The organism is Arthrobacter sp. OV608, assembly GCA_900110595.1.
GTDB lineage: Bacteria > Actinomycetota > Actinomycetes > Actinomycetales > Micrococcaceae > Arthrobacter.
In genome coordinates, this window is record FOEZ01000025.1 from 32,528 (window position 1) to 49,079 (window position 16,552).

Annotated in this window: 14 protein-coding genes and 1 pseudogene; 13 read left to right on the plus strand and 2 right to left on the minus strand. The window is 61.5% G+C overall.

Annotated elements, in window-relative coordinates:
* Window positions 1-7 precede the first annotated feature (7 nt).
* From BMX78_RS20630 to BMX78_RS20650, 5 genes are all read left to right on the plus strand, one after another.
* Window positions 8-1,006: a hypothetical protein gene (locus BMX78_RS20630; RefSeq protein WP_091423842.1), complete on the plus strand. Its 999-nt coding sequence runs from the start codon at window positions 8-10 to the stop codon at window positions 1,004-1,006.
* Window positions 1,007-1,371: 365 nt separating this feature from the next.
* Window positions 1,372-2,646: a glutathione-independent formaldehyde dehydrogenase gene (locus tag BMX78_RS20635; protein ID WP_286139199.1), complete on the plus strand. Its 1,275-nt coding sequence runs from the start codon at window positions 1,372-1,374 to the stop codon at window positions 2,644-2,646.
* Window positions 2,579-3,727, plus strand: coding sequence for a zinc-dependent alcohol dehydrogenase (locus BMX78_RS20640; protein ID WP_091423848.1), 1,149 nt, complete (start codon window positions 2,579-2,581; stop codon window positions 3,725-3,727). Before BMX78_RS20635 ends, BMX78_RS20640 begins: the two co-directional genes overlap by 68 nt.
* A gap of 24 nt (window positions 3,728-3,751) precedes the next feature.
* The gene (locus BMX78_RS20645) at window positions 3,752-4,375 is read left to right on the plus strand and encodes a hypothetical protein (protein WP_091423854.1); all 624 of its coding nucleotides are present in this window, start codon (window positions 3,752-3,754) and stop codon (window positions 4,373-4,375) included.
* A 375-nt stretch (window positions 4,376-4,750) separates the two neighbouring features.
* Window positions 4,751-5,380, plus strand: a complete 630-nt coding sequence (locus tag BMX78_RS20650; RefSeq protein ID WP_091423857.1) for a DUF1345 domain-containing protein — start codon at window positions 4,751-4,753, stop codon at window positions 5,378-5,380.
* 524 nt (window positions 5,381-5,904) lie between these two features.
* Here the strand turns inward: BMX78_RS20650 and BMX78_RS20655 are convergent.
* Both BMX78_RS20655 and BMX78_RS20660 read right to left on the minus strand, forming a co-directional pair.
* Window positions 5,905-7,074, minus strand: a complete 1,170-nt coding sequence (locus BMX78_RS20655; RefSeq protein WP_286139200.1) for a helix-turn-helix transcriptional regulator — start codon at window positions 7,072-7,074, stop codon at window positions 5,905-5,907.
* 21 nt (window positions 7,075-7,095) lie between these two features.
* Window positions 7,096-8,304: an ROK family transcriptional regulator gene (locus BMX78_RS20660; protein WP_091423865.1), complete on the minus strand. Its 1,209-nt coding sequence runs from the start codon at window positions 8,302-8,304 to the stop codon at window positions 7,096-7,098.
* Window positions 8,305-8,556: 252 nt separating this feature from the next.
* Here BMX78_RS20660 and BMX78_RS20665 point away from each other — a divergent pair, with 252 nt between their 5' ends.
* From BMX78_RS20665 to BMX78_RS20700, 8 genes and pseudogenes are all read left to right on the plus strand, one after another.
* Entirely contained in the window at window positions 8,557-9,690 is a 1,134-nt protein-coding gene (locus BMX78_RS20665) for a Gfo/Idh/MocA family protein (RefSeq protein WP_091423900.1), read from the plus strand.
* Window positions 9,690-10,733: a Gfo/Idh/MocA family protein gene (locus tag BMX78_RS20670; protein WP_091423869.1), complete on the plus strand. Its 1,044-nt coding sequence runs from the start codon at window positions 9,690-9,692 to the stop codon at window positions 10,731-10,733. The genes BMX78_RS20665 and BMX78_RS20670 overlap by 1 nt, the downstream gene beginning before the upstream one ends.
* Window positions 10,734-10,778: 45 nt before the next feature.
* Window positions 10,779-11,915 (plus strand): ABC transporter permease, encoded by a 1,137-nt coding sequence (locus BMX78_RS20675; protein WP_091423873.1) that lies wholly within the window; start codon window positions 10,779-10,781, stop codon window positions 11,913-11,915.
* Window positions 11,916-11,977: 62 nt separating this feature from the next.
* Window positions 11,978-12,967, plus strand: coding sequence for a sugar ABC transporter substrate-binding protein (locus BMX78_RS20680; RefSeq protein ID WP_091423879.1), 990 nt, complete (start codon window positions 11,978-11,980; stop codon window positions 12,965-12,967).
* An 80-nt stretch (window positions 12,968-13,047) separates the two neighbouring features.
* A complete protein-coding gene (locus tag BMX78_RS20685) occupies window positions 13,048-13,899 on the plus strand; it encodes a sugar phosphate isomerase/epimerase family protein (protein ID WP_091423883.1) in 852 nt (283 codons plus the stop codon).
* Complete coding sequence (locus BMX78_RS20690; protein WP_091423886.1) at window positions 13,892-14,746, plus strand: sugar phosphate isomerase/epimerase family protein; 855 nt, start codon at window positions 13,892-13,894, stop codon at window positions 14,744-14,746. The genes BMX78_RS20685 and BMX78_RS20690 overlap by 8 nt, the downstream gene beginning before the upstream one ends.
* The gene (locus tag BMX78_RS20695; RefSeq protein ID WP_091423889.1) at window positions 14,743-16,239 is read left to right on the plus strand and encodes a sugar ABC transporter ATP-binding protein; all 1,497 of its coding nucleotides are present in this window, start codon (window positions 14,743-14,745) and stop codon (window positions 16,237-16,239) included. Before BMX78_RS20690 ends, BMX78_RS20695 begins: the two co-directional genes overlap by 4 nt.
* Window positions 16,240-16,265: 26 nt before the next feature.
* Window positions 16,266-16,552 (plus strand): annotated as a pseudogene (locus BMX78_RS20700) (sugar phosphate isomerase/epimerase); the annotation flags it as partial.

The following is a 16,552-nucleotide window of genomic DNA, read 5'->3' on the forward strand; positions in this document are numbered from 1 at the left end:
TGCCGGGATGAAGCCGATTCAGGTCGGCCTGATGGCCGACCCCGCTGCGCCCACGGAGATCGCGCAACAGCTCAGCGACCTCGGGCCGCCGGGCGGCGAGGACCGCGAAGCGTGGGACATCGAGATCGTGAGCGAGCCATTCAGCATGGATTGCGAGGACGTCGACACTGCACTGGCACGGCTTCGGGATCACGCCCGTCAGCATGAATGGGACGTGGTTATCGGGCTGACCGAGCTTCCGTTTCGTGACGAGGATGAGGGCCGCTACCTGCTGGCCGAGACCGACCCGGAGCGACGCGCGGCCGTGCTGTCGCTACCGGCGCTCGGGGGGATCGGCATGCAGCCGCGGGCCCGGCATGCGGTGCGTGCGCTCGTGAGCGGCATGGCCGCGACTGCGCGTGACGCGGACAGCGAGCCGCTCCCCCGTTTCACCAGCCGCTGGCGGCTGCTGGTGGGCATGGTACTTGCGAACCGGCCCTGGCTCCTCGTGCCCGGGCTCAAGTCCGCGCTCGTGGCAGCACTGACAACGGGCGCGGTCGCCACGATCAACTCCACCGTTTGGCTGCTGGCTGGCTCCCTGTCGTCGTGGCGCCTCATAGTCGCAACCATCGCCTCCATTGCCCTGATTGTTGCCTGGCTCATCATCGATGGCGGACTGTGGGACCGCCCCGACGACAATTCCGCCGATGCCAAGGAAAGATCCCGTCTCTACAACACCTCCACGCTGGTGACCCTTACCATCGGAGTGATCCTCTGCTATCTGGCGCTTTATGTTGTGAACCTGGCCTGGGCACTGTTTGTCCTCGATCCCGCCGTGATGGGCGGCTACCTCAACAAACCACTTGGGTATGGCGACCTGTTCACACTGACCTGGTTTGTGGCCTCGGCTGCGACCGTCGGCGGCGCCCTTGGCAGCGGGCTGGAGTCGGAGGAAGCAATCCGCGCGGCCGCGTACTCCAAGCGCGAAGAGGAGCGCCGCAACCGCCTCGCAGCCGGGCGGACCTAGACCCCGTCCGGCGGCAAAACCCCCAACGCTGTACCGCCTCAACATTTTTCAGATGACCCCTCGACACACTTACTAAGGTTGCTTAGCATTAAGGCTCGATCAGTTTCTCTTTTGCGTACAGACCGGCCAGGCGGGACCTCCCAGGACCGCCGGCCGGCCTGAAAACCCTTGGCCTCCCGAGCCCCGAGGTGGACTCAGAGGCCACGATCCTTGTCTCCCCCCTTCCCATGCCAGCTCCAATACGGTAACGGGTGAACTCCGCCCTTTTTCCGGTCCGCCGTCCTGCTGACCGCAGCTTTACAGCGCGCCCGGAAGCTACCACTACTGGGCCCGCTCGGGATGGGATAAAAGAAAAGAGCGGAAAAGTGAAGGCAGTAGTTTACAAAGGACCGAACGACGTCAGCGTTGAGGACGTGCCTGACGCCAAAATCGAGCACCCGACGGACGTGCTGGTGCGGATTACGGCTGCGAACATCTGTGGGTCGGACCTGCACATGTATGAGGGCCGCACCAGCTTCGAACCCGGACGCACCTTTGGGCACGAGAACCTGGGCGAGGTGGTTGAGACGGGTCCGGCAGTCAGCAAAGTAAAAGTGGGCGAGCGGGTGGTGCTGCCATTCAACATCGCCTGCGGATTCTGTAAGAACTGTGACCGGGGTTTCACCAATTACTGCCTGACCATGCAACCGGATCCCAAGCTCGCGGGCGCGGCGTACGGGTTCGCGGACATGGGCCCGTACCAGGGCGGACAGGCTGAGTACTTGCGCGTGCCGTATGGGGACTTCAACTGCCTGCGCCTGGGCGAGGACTCCGTGGAGAAAGAGCTCGATTACGTCATGCTCGCGGACATTTTCCCCACCGGCTGGCACGCCACCGAACTGGCCGGGGTGTATCCGGGAGACTCCGTGGTCATTTATGGTGCCGGGCCTGTCGGCCTGATGGCAGCTTACTCGGCCATTATCAAAGGCGCTGGCAAAGTCATGGTGGTGGACCGCCAAAAGGACCGCCTGAAGCTGGCTGAACAGATCGGTGCCATCCCAGTGGATGATTCGGCAGTGGACCCCGTCGAGTTCGTCAAGGACCAGACCATGGGATTCGGGGCCGACCGGGGTTGCGAATGCGTCGGCTACCAGGCACACGACCCGGCCGGAAACGAACATCCCAACCAGACCCTGAACCGGCTCGTAGACTCCGTCCGGTTCGTCGGCGGCCTGGGTGTTGTGGGCGTGTTCCTGCCCCAGGATCCTGGCGCCCCCGACAAACTCGCCAAGCAGGGGCAGGTGGCTTTCGACTACGGAAACTACTGGTTCAAGGGACAGACGATGGGATCGGGCCAGTGCCCGGTCAAGAAATACAACCGGGCCCTGCGCGACCTCATCGCCGGCGGAAAGGCCAGCCCGTCCTTCATCGTCAGCCACGAACTGCCGCTGGATCAGGCCCCCAGGGCTACAAAAATTTTGACAGCCGCGAAGACGGCTGGACCAAAGTTGTCCTCCACCCGGCCCACGCCTGAGAAAGCCCAGACAGGAGATTTGAGATGTCAGAACAAACTACCTTCCGGAGGCGGTACTGATGAAGTCAATGGTTTATCGAGGCCCGTACAAAGTCCGGGTCGAAGAAAAGGACATTCCCAAGATTGAGCATCCTAATGATGCGATCGTGCGGGTGACGAGGGCTGCTATTTGCGGTTCCGACCTGCACCTTTACCACGGCATGATGCCCGATACCCGGGTGGGAATGACGTTCGGGCACGAGTTCATCGGCGTGGTGCACGAGGTGGGCTCCTCGGTGCAGAACCTGGCCGCCGGGGACCGGGTGATGGTGCCGTTTAACATCTACTGCGGGTCCTGTTACTTCTGTGCCCGCGGGCTGTATTCGAACTGCCACAACGTGAACCCGAACGCGACCGCGGTGGGCGGCATCTACGGCTACTCCCACACCTGCGGAGGTTACGACGGCGGCCAGTCCGAGTTTGTGCGCGTGCCGTTCGCCGACGTGGGTCCCGGCAAGATTCCCGACTGGATGGACGAAGAGGACGCAGTCCTGCTCACCGACGCCCTTCCCACCGGCTACTTCGGCGCCCAACTGGGCGACATCGTTGAAGGTGACACGGTGGTGGTGTTCGGCGCCGGGCCGGTGGGCCTGTTCGCGGCGAAGTCCGCGTGGCTGATGGGCGCCGGCAGGGTAATCGTCATCGACCACCTGGAATACCGGCTCGAGAAGGCCCGGGGTTTCGCGCATGCCGAGACGTACAACTTCGCCGAGTACGACGACATTGTGGTGCACCTGAAGAAAGAAACCGACTACCTGGGCGCCGACGTCGTCATTGACGCGGTGGGCGCCGAGGCGGACGGCAACTTCCTCCAGCACGTCACCAGCAGCAAACTGAAACTGCAGGGCGGCTCCCCCATCGCCCTGAACTGGGCCATCGACTCGGTCCGCAAGGGCGGAACCGTGTCCGTGGTGGGCGCCTACGGCCCGATCTTCAGCGCAGTGAAGTTCGGCGACGCCATGAACAAGGGCCTGACGCTGCGGATGAACCAGTGCCCGGTGAAACGGCAATGGCCAAGGTTGTTCGAACACATCCGGAACGGATACCTCAAGCCCAGCGACATCGTCACCCACCGCATCCCGCTGGAACACATCGCCGAGGGATACCACATCTTCTCCGCGAAACTTGATAACTGCATCAAGCCCCTCGTCGTTCCCACGGCCGCCTAACCCGGACTGAAAGGAAACAGCATCATGGCTCAGATACCTGCCGCGTACATCGCCGACAAGCCGGTCCTGAAGGAGTCCGTGGAAGAGCTGCGGGCCCGCATCCCGGGATGGGGTGCGGATCTCGACCCGGCCGACAGGCCCTCCTACCCCCGCGAACAACCCGGGATTGAAACCGGCGCGCACTGGGACTTCCCCGAACGCCAACCCGAGAAATGGCCCCGGGAACGGTCCGTCGAACACGCATTCCTTCCCCCCGTTTTCGGCACCTCGACCCCACCCAAGGGCGTCTCCGGGGCTATCCGAAAATACGCCTACAAATACAGCGAAGGCCGGGCAGCGCACTGGCTCCTGCTTGTCGCCGCAGACCGCGTGGACGCCACGGAACATCACGTGAAGTCCCTGGCGACCCTGCGCCCGGACAACCCCGTCACCGAAACCGGCGTGCTCAGCGAGTTCCGCCGGGGCGGTCTAAGCTCACGCTTCGGACAAAAGCGGGCCGACACCAACCACCAGTGGATCGACCCGATCATCGTGGCCGGCCCTTGGGTGCTGGCGGCTGTAGGGCTCGCGGCGGCCTATAAGAGCTTGCGAACGGAGCGCACAGAGCCTGACACTCGTTCCGCCACGCAGACGGAAAGCCGGCTTTAACAGCACCAACGTGCGCCGCAACTCCTGCCGCGGTGCCCCATCCAAAGTGGGCACCGCGGCTGGAGTCCCTTTGGCCGGGCATAGCCCTGCAGACCTGCACGGATCAAGGGCGTCGACTCGGGTCAAGGGCACAGAGATTCAGGAGCAGCCCGAACACGTCGCCAACGGCACCATCGCTACGAAACGCAGGCCCGGACCCACGCAATGGCAAGTAGTAGTCAGCGCATACGACAAACAATCAGATCTCCCGGTTCTCCGTGGATACAACGCAATCCGTAGGTCCTGTGATATCTCGTGATCTTGAAATCCGCTCCGACCGAAACAGCGGACCCTCCGCCAGTCACGGTCAATCTAATCTGGAGGGCAGCTTCTGCAATGTCACACATTGACCGCAAGGCTCTGGTTTCGGCCATCATCGGTCTCGTAATCGCACTCGTTCCGGCGCTGCTCGGTGCTCCCGAACTCGCGCCCTTGATCGGATGGGCTGTCGCCGGCTGCGTCTTCCTGACCTGGGCGTGGACCAAGGCGTGGCCCGCTGGTCCGGAGGCAACGGGCGAACTCGCCCGCCATGAAGGCCGATCTCGAAGACTCGTCGACACCCTCATCATCAGCGCGACGTTCGTCAGTCTCGTCGCGGTCGTCTTTGCATTGATCCGCAGCCAGCAGAAGGACCCCATCGGCGTGGCCGCGGCGCTCCTGGCAGCTCTCGGCGTGGTGCTCGCATGGGCTCTCGTCAACACTGTCTTCGCGTTCAAGTACGCCCGGATGTACTACCACGACGACAACCACCGCTTCCGCTTCAACCAAGACGAGGACCCCTCCTACAGCGACTTCGCCTACGCAGCATTCTCAATCGGCATGTCCTACAACGCGAGCAATGTGAACGAGTCATCCACTCCCTCCCGCAGGATCGCCCTGGGGCACGCCCTGCTCTCCTACTTCTACGCAACCTTCGTCGTCGCAGTGGCGATCAACCTCGTCGTCAGCCTCGGCCAGTCCAGTTGAACTACACTCAAACCTGACGTCGGGCCGTCTGGCCAGGGAGGATTCGCCTGTCGGCGACTTTGGTCTTTTTCTCAGACACTTGCCGCTCTGCAATCGGTGGCATCGCCAGCTTCTGCCCCAAGCGATTTCCATCGAGTCCCGATTCTTTGGACTATTTCGATGATTCTCTGGCTACCGCCCCCGTGTTCCCTGCCCCTCCGACTGTCAGGGTGGCATCTAAGAGCATCATGATCCACTGTCAACAAGACGGAATTTCGGCGCTATTCTGCCACCAACCAAGAGACCGTCGTGTCGAATTTGACGTGTTCGATGAGGGCAGCTACGGCGGGACCACCTCCAGGAAAACTTGACTGGTGCGGCACGTAGCGGATCGTCCCGCGGTTTCTGCTACTTGGCCAAATATCCGTCATCGGCATTCCAAGTAGGCGGCAACGAAGCGGCATCATTGGGGCCGCCGGCGTAGCCCGCAGCCTCGATGATCAGCGGGTAGGGCTTACTTTTCCGCTCCCGCTCCGCCCGTTCGGTCAAGCGCCAGGGTTCAGCGACTCCCGCAGTTGTTGCAGCGCGACACCCACGACGGTCTCGGATCGGTGAATCTCCCTTACATTCATTCCGGTAAATTCCTTGACTGCACGGCGCATGCTTTGCACATTGGTGAATCCGCACGACGCCGCAATTTCTGAGTAGGAGATCCTTTTGATATCGGCCGCAAGGAGGAGCTCGAGCGCTTTCCGCGTTCTCAAGGCACGTATGCGCTCCCCCAAACGGAGTTCTTCATTCTCGAAAAAGTAGAACAAAGAGCGACGGGAGAGGCTGAACCTTTCGGCGACCATGGCCACGTCCAGATCCGGGTTGTCATAGCTGGCATCAAGGTATTTTTTTATAGCCCGGCTTAGTGCGGGTCTCTGCGCCTCATCGTCGACTGCCGTTTCGAGCAGGGAAGCCACAAGGGTTGCCATCACGGATTGAAGGATTTCTGCGGTTCCCGGTGCTTCGCGGTCGATGCCCGGCCGCTTCCAGCTCATCAACGTGGGGATGACGAAAGTGCCCACAATTGGATGTTTTGCGAGGTCAGGCAGACTAAGCAGGGAGTGCAGCGCGGCCTCACTCACATTCAGGCTGCTGCGGTCAATGTTGAGCTGCAAAGCGTGAAATCCTTCGGGGGCATCGAAACTTCCACCACGTGAGGCATCGATGAATCTAACGGAACCTGCTGGTACTGGCTCAGGCGCGCCGTTGTGAGCGAGTGTTAGGCCGGGCGCTTTGCGGAAGTAGGCCAAGCGGAGATCCCTGTTGTCGGGATTAGGCGCCCATAAGCCGCGTGCAGGGGCGTTGTGTATTTCTATAAGGCTGAAGCCCGGCCCGGCAAGATTAATGGCTGTGGGATTGAAGGACACCGGAGTCTTAGGTGTCGACTTCTCCAATCGCATAGGAGTTTCGACGGCGCTGCCGTACCACACTCGCCAATGCTCGAATCTCTGCTCAGGATTGAGCCCCTCCGGCACTTTATAGAGTCGCAGACGGCCGCTGTTCTCATTATCAGACTGAGGCATGCCATCCTCCTGGAACACCTGGGCTTTACGGCGGCCATGAGAGTTGCCACGACGTTGCGGTGGCTCCCAAGACCGGCCGGAAAAGACTTCAGCTGTCAGGACCATTTTACCTGCGTCCAGCTCTGGTGTGGCGGTGCTCACAGAAAGACCCAGTCCGCCGTTTTACACCACTTTCTGCAGATCATGGGTATTTTCATGTCCGGCGGAATGCAGCGTGTTCGCGAGGTCATTGACCCGGTGAGGGGCGAGGGCATATTCGACGGCCAAGATGCTTGCCCCAATCACTCCAGCTTCCGGCCCGGTTTCGGACTGGGTGATATTCAGGTGCTGGGTCGCCAATGGTGTTGAGCGTGCATAGACCGTTTCACGTATTCCAGCGATCAGATGTTCTCCGGAATGTGACAGCGATCCGCCCACCACAATGAGCGCCGGGTTGATGAAGCTCACGCACATGTTGAGCATTTCCCCGATGTCGCGTCCGGCCTGTCTGACCGCTTGAATAGCAGCCATATCGCCGGAACGAACGAGCGAGACCACGTCATTTCCGGTGATTGCCTCGAGCCCGTTCCCGCGGAGCTGCGCGGCGATGGCGGGGGTGCCTGCGATGGCCTCCAGGCAGCCACTCTTGCCGCAGCGGCAGAGAATTCCTACTCCCCTGGAAACGGCGATATGGCCGACGTCTCCAGCCACCCCAGCCGCACCCCGCTGCAACATTCCCCCACTTACTACCCCGGAGCCGATACCGGTGGCGACCTTAAGGAAGATCATGTTGTCCTCGTTAGGCCAGCGCGCGGCCCGTTCGCCGAGGGCCATGAGATTGACATCATTATCGACCAGGACGGGAACGTCAAAGGTCTGCCGCACGTAGGCGGGGACATCGAATCCATCCCAGCCCGGCATTATCGGCGGGCTGGTCGGCTTTCCGGTGGAGTGTTCAACGGGACCGGGCAGCCCGATACCGACAGCGATGATATCCGCTGTTGAACACTCCATCACGTGCAAATGACCCTTCAGCGTCATCAGCAGCCAGTCCAGAACAGCTTCCGGCCCGCACGAAATTTCAAGTTGTTCGGTGGCTTCCACCAAAACCCTTCCCGACAAGTCGGTGAGTGCAACAGTGGCGTGTGTGGCGCCGACATCAGCGGCAGCGGCATACTTTGCCGCCGGGTTGAAGGCTAGCCGCGCCGAAGGACGGCCTCCGGTGGAAGGGGCATCGGATACGGGAACAACCAGTCCGAGTTTTAGGAGCGGCTCCAGGCGGGAACTGATGGCAGCCCGACCCAAGCCGGTTATCCCGGCCAGCTCTGCCCTGGTTCGTGGACGTCCGTCCCGAAGGATATGTAAAAGTTCGCCGGGACCGCCGTTGTCCATGTTTCTCCGTTTCGGGGCTCAATGATGATGTGGACGGTGAGGCTGAGGCCGTGACAACAGGCTCACAGGACCCCGAGAGGGGCCGCATCCCACCCAGTGTCAAGCGGTCCGCTTGTGTCCGTCCACTCATCGACACGCGCAGCATCAAAAAGTGCAACTTTGCCGCGCATTCCAACTCCCTAAGCGTCAAAAGGTGCAGACTTTTGCTGATGCCCTGACTAAAGACAAGTGCTGCATGTCACTGTTTTGGCCATGGAAAACAACCGAACCACGACAACCACCTCCCCATTGCGGGCCGGGTTCGTCGGCGCCGGGTTCATGGCTGAGGTGCACAGCAGGGCCGCTCGTGCTTCAGGGGCGGAGATCGCCGCCGTCGCATCCTCGAGTCCTGCCAGTGCCGCCCGCGCCAAACACCGCTTGGGGGTCGAACAGGCATACGCATCCGTCCAGGACCTCCTCCGGGACGACACGATCGACGTCATCCACGTCTGCACCCCGAACTCAACGCATCATGCGCTGGCCGAGGCCGCGCTCAAAGCAGGCAAGCACGTTGTCTGTGAGAAGCCCCTGGCGACCAACGTGCAGGATGCCGCCGAACTCGTGGAGCTGGCTGATACGGCCGGAATGGTTGCAACCGTTCCCTTCATCTACCGGTTTCACCCGATGGTCCGGGAAGCCCGGGAACGCATTGCATCCGGCCAAACGGGGCAAATCTTCACCATTCAGGGTTCCTATCTTCAGGATTGGCTTCTGAGCCGGGAGGACGATAACTGGCGGGTGGACGCCGGTCTTGGCGGCCCTTCACGGGCCTTCGCCGACATCGGGTCCCACTTGTGCGACCTCCTCGAATTCGTGAGCGGTGAACGGATATCACGGGTCGGGGCCTTGAGCCGCACAGTTTTCTCCGGCCGGGCAAACAATAGGGACGTCCAGACCGAGGACTTGGTTGCGGCCGTCTTCACCACTGAGGGCGGCACGGTGGGAAACCTCCTGGTCAGCCAGGTTGCGCCTGGACGGAAGAACCGCCTGATGTTCGAGATTTCGGGTGCGGAGAGCACCGTTCAGTTCGACCAGGAAGCCCCGGAGACGTTGTGGCTTGGCAAACGGGCCGGTTCCCAGTTGCTTGTCCGCGACCCGGACGCCCTCAGCCCCGAAGCGGCACGGCTCAGTGTCCTGCCGGCAGGGCATCCGCAGGGTTATCAGGATGCTTTCAATGCATTTGTTGCCGACACCTACGCCACCATCCATGGGGACATCCGCGACGGCTTGCCCACCTTCCGGGACGGCCTCAGGTCAGCCGTCCTCACCGAAAGCATCATCGAATCCAGCAAGGGCGGCGAGTGGGTCGACGTCCCATACGTGAAAGAACTAGAAGGAGTGCAGTAATGAAAATCATCCAGGTAGGCCTCGGCGCGTGGGGCGCTTCATGGCTGAACGTTATTCACCAAAGCAAAACCTGGGAGCTGGCCGGCGTTGTCGACGTCAACCCCGAGGCTGTACGGGCCGCAGGTGAACAGTACGGAATCCCCGCTTACGGCACTATCCAGGAAGCGCTGAAGCACAAGGAAACGTTCGACGCTGTCCTGGTCATCGTTCCGCCCGAGTACCATGCAGCCGTGGCCATCCCGGCCCTTGAGGCCGGCGTGCACACACTGATAGAGAAGCCCCTCGCCCACAACCTTGAAGACGGCATCCGCATCATCGAAGCGGCAGAAAAATCCGGCAAACAGGCTATGGTGTCGCAGAACTACCGTTTCAAGCGCGCCGCGCGCACTGTTCAGCGCCTCATCCGCGAAGGGGTCATTGGAGACCTCGAGCACGTCTTCGTCGACTACAAGAAGAACCCGCCGTTCGAAGGGTTCCGGCTCGAAATGGACGAACCCCTCATCGTGGACGCCATGATCCACCACCTTGACCAGCTCCGTGGCATCGTCGGTATTGAACCCACCACTGTCCGGGCGCGCTCCTGGAACACTGGCACTTCCAGGTTCAAGGGCAACGCCTCCGCGGTGGTGCAATTCGACTGCCGCAACGGTGCCCGCGTCGTATACACCGGTTCATGGAGCTCCTACGGCCCGCAAACCAGCTGGGACGGCGACTGGGAAATCCAAGGCAGCAAGGGCGCCATCACCTGGAAGAACAACGAAGTCACCATCAACTTCGCCTCACTGTTCGACACCGTTTTCCTCGCCGGGGCGGTGGAACGCTCCGGCGTCATGCACGTCGACCTGGACCCGTTGCCGGTCGAGGAACGCCTGGGGACCCTCGCCACGTTCCGCGACGCCATCGAAACGGGGCAAAAGGCTGAGACGGACGTCACCGACAACATCCAGAGCCTGCAGCTCGTCATGGCCACGGCCGACTCCGCCCGCCAGGATGGTGCGGCCATTTCCTTGAAGACCAACGCCGAACTCTTCGGCAACCACTAGCACTTTCCGACCCGAGGAAGTGTCGAATTGACTGGAGATACAACCATGCAGCCACAAACAGCCACCGGCCCCGCCGGTCCGGTTTCCGGGAAGGCTGGCCCCGGAAAATCCCAAGACAACCCGCGTTCACGGCTATCCGTTGTTGGTGACTTCATCGGTGCGCAGGGCCTGCTCGTCGTCGTCGTACTCTTCGGTGTACTGCTGACGTTCCTCAGCCCGGTATTCCTGACCACTGTTAACCTGGTAAACCTGCTCTACCAGTGCACGATCCTCGGTGTGTTCGCCATCGGCATGACCTTCGTGATCCTTACCGGCGGCATCGACGTCTCGGTGGGCTCAACCGCTGCCCTGTCGTCCGTGCTGTCCATGGGCGTGATCGTGAACATGAACATGCCACCGGCAATCGGACTACTGACCGGCCTCGTGGTTGGCGCCGGAGTCGGATGCCTCAACGGGCTGATGGTCACCAAGCTGGGCATATCCCCGCTCATCGCGACGCTGGCAACACTTTCCGCCGGGTCGGGCATCGCCTTCGCCTACTCCGATGGCGGCAACATCACTCCCGTACCGAAGATGCTCACCGGCCTCGTCAGCGCGAAAATCGCAGGGATCCCCCTGCTCATCCCGGCCGTTCTGGTACTGGCTTTGCTGGCCCACCTGGCCCTGACCCGCACCACCTACGGACGGTCGATCTACGCCGTCGGCGGCAACAAGGAAGCAGCCCTGCTTGCAGGGATCCGCGTCGACCGCGTGACGATGAATGCCTACATCATCGCCGGTCTCTCCGCGGGGATGGCCGGGCTCCTGCTAACCGGCCGGCTGGCCTCCGGAAGCCCCCGCGCCGGCGACGGTATTGAACTAACCGTGATCGCCGCCGTGGTCATCGGCGGAACCAGCCTCTTCGGCGGCCAGGGAAACATCAAGGGCACCTTGCTCGGTGTGCTGTTGATCGCCATGGTCTCCAACGCCGTGAACCTGCTCGGCATCCCCTCGTCCTACGACCGGATTGTCCAAGGCGTCGTCATCTTCGCGGCCGCTGCCCTGGACGTGTACCGCTACAAGTACGTCCAAAAGAACCTGTCACGGAAACGCAAGATCGGGCCGCCGCCGGCGACAGACCCGAAGACGACCGGCACCACAGCCGGCGGCCCCGTCGCAGCTCGCACCGGTACACCGGCCTGACACGTCACCTCACACCCCGGCTCAGCCTGCACAGCTAAGCATCCAACAGAAAGAGTAAGTCAATGAAGACCTCACCCAAACTTGCGGTCCTTGCGGCAATCTCCGCCGCTGCCATCGCCCTGACCGGCTGCGGCGCACCGAGTGCCGCCCAGGAAGGAGATGACGGAAACAAGACAAAGAAAATTGCCGTCCTGCTCTACAGCCAGAGTTTTGAATTCATGGTTGCCCTCGGGCAGGGCGTCAAGGATAAAGCGGAGGAACTCGGAGTGGAGGTCACCGTCCTCGACGCCAAGGGTGACTCCAACACCCAGATCAGCCAGATCCAGGACCAGCTCGCCCAAGGCGTAGACGGCATCGTCCTCAGCCCGAACAACTCTGCAGAACTGGTTCCCGGAGTCCAGATGATCCACGACGCCGGAAAGACCGTCACAACGGTCGACTCAGTGATCCCGGGCGACATCGCCGACGCCGCCGTCGCATTCGACAACGAAAAGGCCGGCAAACTCGGCGCTGAAGCATTGGCCAAACTGATGGGCAACAAGGGAACCGTCCTTGAATACCAAGGAGCCAAAGGCGCCTACCACGCCATTTTGCGCGGCAAGGGCTTCACCGAGGGCATCAAGCAGTCCCCAGATATCAAGGTCATCGGCCGTGACGCCCAGTGGACCGCAGATAACGCCCTGTCCCTCACCGTCGACAACTTCACCGCCGACTCAAGCATCAACGGCCTGTTCAGCCATAACGATGAAATGGTGCGTGGCATCGTCTCCGGCCTCTCGCAAATCAACAAAGACGCTCCGGTCGGAGCCGCAAACCACATCCCGCTCGTCGGAGTCGACGGCACACCACTGGCCCTGGACCGCATCCGCAAGGGCGTCCAGGACGCCACGATGGACCAGAACCCGTTCGAAATGGGAGCACTGGCCCTTCAGGCCGAGGTTGATCTGCTGGACGGCAAGCAGGTGCCCAGGATGCAGCTGACCGACACCAAGCTCATCACCAAAGAGAACGTCGATGATCCAAAGCTCTGGGGCAACATCTTCAAGGACTAGCGCCCCAGAGCAGTGACGGCCGGGCCGAGGTTAGTCCCTTGGCCCGGCAGCAACAAACCAATTCCAACTCAAGGAGAAACATGTCCCGCTTCAAGTATTCCTACAACGCCATCGTCTACTACCAGGAAGACATCGCCAAAGGCATCGACCGCGTCGCCCGCTACGGCTACGACGCCATCGAACTCGTAGGAGAACCGGCAACGCACAACGTCGAAGAAATCAACCGGCTCACCAAGGACGCAGGCATTGACGTCAGCTCCATCTGCAGCATTTGGTTCGGCGAGGAACGCGACCTGATCAACCCCAGCGCCGCCAACCGGCAGAAGGCCCTGGACTATGGCAAGTCGGTAGCCGACTTCGCCGCCGCCGTCGGAGCTCCGACCATCATCGTCGGCCCGTCCCCGGTGGGTAAGACCGAGGCGCTGGCCAGCGACGAGCAGGAATGGGAATGGGCTGTGGAGAACGTCCGCACCCTCGGCGAATATGCAGCCAGTGTTGGCGTCAACATCACTCTCGAAGCGTGGAACCGCTACGAGACGCATTTCCTGAACCGGCTCGACCGCGCCGTTGAACTTCTGGACGCTACCGGCCTGAAAAACGGGGGCGTGCATGGTGACCTCTTCCACATGAACATCGAAGAAGACAGCATTCATGGCGCCTTCGCCCGTGCCGGCAGCAAGGTCAACCACGTCCACCTGGCCGATTCAACCCGTGCAGCCCCTGGCGTAGGACACACCGACTTCCGTCCCACCCTGCAGACGTTGAAGGACATCAACTTCGACGGCTACCTGACCTTCGAGCTCCTGCCCGCCGCGTCGAACCCCTTCGCCATGATGGCACGCAACGGCCACCTGGAATTCCTGGATTCCTATACCGAAAAGGCTATTAACGAAATGAAGAAGCTGGAACAGGAGCTGTGGCCCAATGAGTAAATACGAGTTCGGCGTCAGCACTTTCATCCTCGTCTCCCCGTTCACCGACAACGACGTCGATCAGTTCGATGTCGCCAAGGAGATGGGCTACGACCTGATCGAGGTTTGCATTGAAGACCCCGCAGTGGTCAGCGCGGAAGCACTGAAGAAGGCCTCAGAACGAACCGGACTGCCTGTGTCAATCTGCGGTGCGTTTGGACCGGACCGGGACGTCTCGCACGAGGACCCACAGAAGCGGCGGCAGGGCATCGACTACCTGAAACTGTGTGTCGACATCGCCCAGGCCGTCGGGTCACCCCACGTGGCCGGCCCGATGTACTCCGCCACTGGCAAAGCCCGGTTGCTTCCCCCCGCGGAACGCCAGCAGCAGCGCCAGTGGGCGGCAGACAGCCTGCGTGAAGTGGCCGATTACGCCTCCGAACGCGGCATCACTCTGGCCATAGAACCGCTCAACCGATTCGAAACCGACCTTGTGAACACCGTCGAACAGGGTCTGGAACTGTGCGAGCTGATCGGCCGGGACAACGTGGGCCTGATGCTCGACACGTTCCACATGAACATCGAAGAGAAGAACATCGGCGCGGCCATCACTGCCGCCGGTGACAAGGTCTTCCACTTCCAGGTGTCAGAAAACGACCGCGGAACGCCCGGCAGCGGTCACGTGCCATGGTCCGAGACCTTCGACGCACTGAAAACGATCAACTACCAAGGTTCCATTGTGGTCGAATCATTCCTTCCCACGGTCGAGGAAATCGCCAAGGCCGTTTCGCTCTGGCGGCCGGTGGCGCCATCCATGGACGCTCTGGCCCGTGACGGACTCACCTTCCTGAGGAGGGAACTGGCATGACCGAGAAGCCCGGACGCGCTCCAGCAATCGTTGAAGCACGCAATCTCGTAAAACTGTTTCCGGGCGTAGTCGCCCTCTCCGGCATGAACTTTGAGCTTCATGCCGGAGAGGTGCACTGCGTCTGCGGCGAAAACGGAGCAGGAAAATCAACGCTGATCAAGACACTCAGCGGGTTCTACACTCCGGACGAAGGCGGGGTGTACGTGGACGGCGAGCTCATGCCCTCCAGCACGGTGGCATCCAAGGCGGCCGGCATCGCCACCATCTACCAGGAGCACAACCTGGTCCCGGACCTGTCCGTGGCCGAGAACGTTCTTCTGGGAAACTGGGGTGGACACAACGGCATCCTCTCCCGCCGGGAGATCCGCAAGCGCGCACGCAAGGCCCTGGACCAGGTTGCACCCCACCTCAACCTCGACACCCCTGCCATGGCGCTCTCAACGGTGGACGGCCAGATGGTCGAAATCGCGCGCGCCATAGCCCAGGACGCGAGGGTCATCATCATGGATGAGCCCACCACGGCCCTGACCGAGCAGGACGTTGAAAAACTGTACAAACTCGTCGACGAGCTGCGGAGCAAGGGCCTGGCGATCATGTACGTCTCGCACAAACTGGAGGAAGTCTTCACACTGGCCGACCGGATCACCGTCATCCGCGAAGGCAAAACGGTGGCCTCCTCCGTCCCCGCGGATGAACTTGACGCCCGTTCCGTGGTGCAGCTGATGGTAGGCAAGGACGTCGACCTCTATGAGCACATTCCCCGCGAACGCGGTGACCTTGTTCTCGAGGCGCGCGGCCTAAGCCTTGCCGGTGCCTTTGAGGACGTTGACCTCCAGCTGCACGCAGGAGAGATCGTTGGACTCGCAGGGCTCGTCGGTGCGGGCCGGACCGAGGTCGCCCGTTGTATCTACGGGGCCGACAAAGCCGACGCCGGAACCGTTCAGGTAAACGGCCGGAAACTTAATCTTCATGGCGCCTCAGCCGGCATCGCCGCCGGTATTGCCCTCGTCCCGGAAGAGCGGAAGCTGCAGGCCATCATTCCAATGCTGTCCATCCGCGAAAACACCACCCTGACGCTCCTGAAGCAGGTCAGCAAATGGGGCATCTTGCAGCGGGGCCATGAAAAGAAGATGGTTAACGGCTATATCAAGGACCTCGATGTCAGGACCCCGTCCGCCGAAACCCCGATACAGTCACTTTCCGGCGGCAACCAGCAAAAGGTCATCATCGCCCGCTGCCTGGCAAGCAATCCCAAGGTCCTCATCCTGGACGAGCCGACAAAGGGCATCGACATCGGTGCTAAAGCCGAAATCCACCGTTTGATCGAACAGCTGGCCCGTCGAGGCGTGGCCGTGCTCGTGATCTCCAGCGAGCTCCCTGAGCTGCTCGAGCTCTCCGACAGAGTGATGGTCATGCGGGCCGGCCGAGTGGTGGCCGAACTGGACAAAGCCCAGGCAACCAAAGAAAACGTCATCGCTTACGCCGCTGCGTAGGCAATCCCACCAGAACGGAAACAATTATGACCTACCAAGAGCCCCGGTCGTTCACCTTGTTCACCGGCCAGTGGGCCGACCTGCCCTTCGAGGAAGTCGCGCGCCTGGCGTCCGGCTGGGGCTACGACGGCCTGGAGATCGCCGTCTCCGGGGACCACCTGGACGCCTGGCGCTGGGACGAACCCGGCTACGTCGACTCCAAACTCGAGATCCTGGACAAGTACAACCTGAAGGTCTGGGCCATCTCCAACCACCTCAAGGGCCAGGCCGTCTGCGATGACCCCATCGACTTCCGCCACGAAGCCATCGTCGG

Bases quoted from the DNA above. Each gene is read 5' to 3' on its own strand.
- BMX78_RS20630 (WP_091423842.1), top strand. From the start codon at position 8: ATGAAGCCGATTCAGGTCGGCCTGATGGCCGACCCCGCTGCGCCCACG.
- BMX78_RS20640 (WP_091423848.1), top strand. From the start codon at position 2,579: ATGAAGTCAATGGTTTATCGAGGCCCGTACAAAGTCCGGGTCGAAGAA.
- BMX78_RS20645 (WP_091423854.1), top strand. From the start codon at position 3,752: ATGGCTCAGATACCTGCCGCGTACATCGCCGACAAGCCGGTCCTGAAG.
- BMX78_RS20650 (WP_091423857.1), top strand. From the start codon at position 4,751: ATGTCACACATTGACCGCAAGGCTCTGGTTTCGGCCATCATCGGTCTC.
- BMX78_RS20660 (WP_091423865.1), bottom strand. From the start codon at position 8,304: ATGGACAACGGCGGTCCCGGCGAACTTTTACATATCCTTCGGGACGGA.
- BMX78_RS20665 (WP_091423900.1), top strand. From the start codon at position 8,557: ATGGAAAACAACCGAACCACGACAACCACCTCCCCATTGCGGGCCGGG.
- BMX78_RS20670 (WP_091423869.1), top strand. From the start codon at position 9,690: ATGAAAATCATCCAGGTAGGCCTCGGCGCGTGGGGCGCTTCATGGCTG.
- BMX78_RS20675 (WP_091423873.1), top strand. From the start codon at position 10,779: ATGCAGCCACAAACAGCCACCGGCCCCGCCGGTCCGGTTTCCGGGAAG.
- BMX78_RS20680 (WP_091423879.1), top strand. From the start codon at position 11,978: ATGAAGACCTCACCCAAACTTGCGGTCCTTGCGGCAATCTCCGCCGCT.
- BMX78_RS20685 (WP_091423883.1), top strand. From the start codon at position 13,048: ATGTCCCGCTTCAAGTATTCCTACAACGCCATCGTCTACTACCAGGAA.
- BMX78_RS20690 (WP_091423886.1), top strand. From the start codon at position 13,892: ATGAGTAAATACGAGTTCGGCGTCAGCACTTTCATCCTCGTCTCCCCG.
- BMX78_RS20695 (WP_091423889.1), top strand. From the start codon at position 14,743: ATGACCGAGAAGCCCGGACGCGCTCCAGCAATCGTTGAAGCACGCAAT.